The 3,264-nt window shown below is 59.6% G+C and carries 2 protein-coding genes; both read left to right on the forward strand.

Annotated elements, in window-relative coordinates; genetic code table 11:
• Positions 1-619, forward strand: a 619-nt coding sequence (locus ABU113_RS17075) for a hypothetical protein (RefSeq protein WP_454560653.1), incomplete at its 5' end; no start/stop codon positions are given.
• A 10-nt stretch (positions 620-629) separates the two neighbouring features.
• Complete coding sequence (locus ABU113_RS17080; RefSeq protein WP_454560654.1) at positions 630-3,221, forward strand: Z1 domain-containing protein; 2,592 nt, start codon at positions 630-632, stop codon at positions 3,219-3,221.
• The last annotated feature ends 43 nt before the right edge of the window (positions 3,222-3,264 follow it).

Below are 3,264 nucleotides of genomic sequence, written 5' to 3' on the forward strand. Positions count from 1 at the left end.
GCGGATGAAAAGCCCATCAAAACCAGCGCAAAAAGGACAATCTGTCCGCACAAACGGTCATCCTGTAGGCATCATGCCGCACCGCGGCCAATCAAGTCGCCAAAATCACGGTTGTTGCGGGTGTCCACCTTACCATGTTCGTGAACGGTTGCGCCGGATCATAGAAACGATCGGTGCCACATCCCGCCGGGTCTACACCGCAAGAGGGCGTCGCTTGGCCAGCGACAGCCGCTTGCCGGTCTGGCAGCGTAGGCAGCATGGCAATGAGATTTCCTATTGCCTAAATCCGGATCACCCGGCCTTTGTCGATTTTAAGAACCATCTGCCTGAAGATCTCAAAGCCGGCTTTGAACGCATTCTCGAAATCGCAGCGTCATCCATGCCAGTGGATGCTCTTTTCGCTGATATTAGCGCCAGCCCTTCCCATGTTTCAGGTGCACAGCTTGCGGAAGACACTCTGAAACATCTTGTTGAAACGACTTTTTCAGCGCTGACTTCCTCAGGTGTTAACCCGGATGATGCATTGGAGATGATGCGTGTCACGGACCCGTTTCGCGAGAACTGGGAAACGGCATCAGTATGGCTGCAGCAAAAAGTGGACGATTGCGGGGATGAATGACGGTCTGAAAATGCTCGAAACGATGGTGGGAGCGCAGCTTGCCAAAGAGCCGCTGCCGTCTCCCGACCGCATCCGGGAATTGATCGGGCAGATTCGTAAGATCCCGCTGTGTGCGGACGTTTCCGACGAGCAGGCGGAGGAACTGGCCCGCTCACTCGAAAATAGCCACGGCGTTTCGATGAAAATCGGGTCAATGCTGACGACCAAGGACTACGTTCCCTGGCTAGACGCCGCCCGGGCGGACATCACGCCCTATTACTGGAATCGCTATCGTCAATTGCTAGCGGAAAAAGGTTTCTCCGGTGACGTTCTGGTCACCCTTGACGACGTGACCGACCGTATTCTCAATCTGCTCGAGAACCCGGCAAAGACCGAAAGCTGGGACCGGCGCGGGATGGTGGTCGGGCATGTCCAGTCGGGCAAGACGGCAAACTACACCGGACTGATCTGCAAGGCGGCCGATGCCGGCTACCGGCTGATCATCGTCATCGCGGGCATTCATAACAATCTGCGCAACCAGACGCAGATGCGGATCGACGAAGGCTTTGTCGGCAGGGACAGCGCCAGGCTGCTCTCAAATCGGGACGATCCGGCCCAGCGCTTCATCGGGGTGGGCCGTTTCGACAAATCGCGCCGGCCGGTAACCTTCACCAACTCGATCAAGGATTTCAGCAAGACGCTGGCATCCGGTGTCGGCATTCCGCTCGACAACCTGCGGGAGCCGGCGATCTTCGTGATCAAGAAGAACAGCTCGACGCTCAAGAACCTGATTTCGTGGCTGCAGGAGCACAACCAGCGGGCCGGAACTTCGGTGATCGACGCGCCCATGCTGCTGATCGACGACGAGGCGGACAATGCCTCGATCAATACCGCCAAGGGGCCGGACGAAGCGACCAGGATCAACGGACAGATCCGCACTCTGCTCAAATTGTTCGATCACAGCTGCTACGTCGGCTACACCGCCACGCCCTTTGCCAACATCTTCATCGACCCGGACAGCGAGACGGAAATGCTTGGGGAAGACCTTTTCCCTCGGGATTTCATTGTCAGCTTGGACCCGCCGACCAATTACTTCGGCGCCAACCGGGTCTTTCTGGAAGACAGCGAAGCCATCATCCGGCCGATCACGGACAATGGCGATCTGCTGCCGCTGAAACACAAGAAGGATTTCACGGTCACCGCTCTACCGGCGAGCCTGGAAAAAGCTGTGCGGGCATTCGTTGTCGCCAGGGCAATCCGGCTGGCCCGGGGGCAGCGCCGGAAGCATAGCTCCATGCTGGTCAACGCTTCGCGGTTCACCGACGTCCAGCGCCAGTTGCGAAACGAAGTTCACGCCCTGGTGGACAGGATCCGGGCCAGTGTCCGCGTGAACGGAGCACTGCCGGAGGCGAAGGCTTTCCAGGATGCGGAAATCGCCGCGCTTCATGCAGTGTGGCTGGAAGAGTATGCGCCCGGCAGCGAGTTCGGCTGGCAGGACATCCAGCCGCTGCTGCTGGAGAGCATCGCGCCGGTTTCCGTGGTGGAGGTCAACAGCCGGTCGTCGGGCAACCTGAACTACAGCGATCACGAAGAGCATGGCCTGAACGTGATTGCAGTGGGCGGCTTCTCGCTCTCCCGCGGCCTTACGCTCGAAGGCCTCACAGTCAGTTACTTCCTGCGCAACTCGATGATGTACGACACGCTCATGCAGATGGGCCGCTGGTTCGGCTATCGTCCAGGTTATGACGATCTGTGCCGGGTCTGGATGCCGGAAGAGGCGGAGGGCTGGTACGCCCACATCGCGGAGTCCATCGAAGAACTGCGAGACGAGTTGCGCAGCATGGAGGCAGTGGGTGCAACGCCGGAACAGTTCGGCCTGAAGGTCCGGAGCCACCCGGATACGCTGATTGTCACTGCCCGCAACAAGATGGGATCGGGAGAGAAGCTGGTCGTCTCGATCGGACTTGCCAACAAGTTCGCGGAAACCGCGATCCTGAAGCGCGATCCCGACAGTCTGCGCGCCAACCGGAATGCGGCCGCAGCGTTGGCAAGGTCGCTCGCAGCAGCCGGAAAGCCGCTGAGCTCTGCATCGGAGGTGACCGGCGGATTCCTGCTGCAGGATGTCCCGGTCGGCCCGGTCAGGGACTTCATCGCATCATTCGTGAACCATCCTGGCTCGCTGCTCACCGAAACGGGCCCTGTCTGCCAGCACATCGATGACCGGGCAGAGACCGAACTCGCATCATGGGATGTCCTGTTCGCCAGTCTGAAGAAGCGCGAGGAAAATGGCCTTTCGGATGCTTCCTTGGGTATCACGATAAACTGCCCTCGCCGGAGCGAAGGGGAGCGCAGTCGAAACGACCCGACGACTCTGCGCGTCACCAACAAGCAGCGCGTTGCCTCCAGAGGGGTCGAAAAGACCGGCCTGACAGACCCGCAGGTGGAAGAGGCTCAACGGGAGTATCGCGAGCGGGATAACGCCAAGCCGGCAAAGGACGGCGGCTGGAACTACCCCGACCGCATCTACCGCGCGAAGCGCGGTCGCGTCCGTCAAGGTGGTGTAATTTCGGCTGTGGCCGTGGGCCATCGTCAGGCGGCTTTGGCGGTGATGTGTAGGGGCTGATTTTCCTCCTCGATCATGGGTTGGTTGAGTTCGGCCATGCCTT

The organism is Parapedomonas caeni, assembly GCF_041060555.1.
In the GTDB taxonomy this organism is placed as follows: Bacteria; Pseudomonadota; Alphaproteobacteria; order Sphingomonadales; family Sphingomonadaceae; genus CAUJIW01.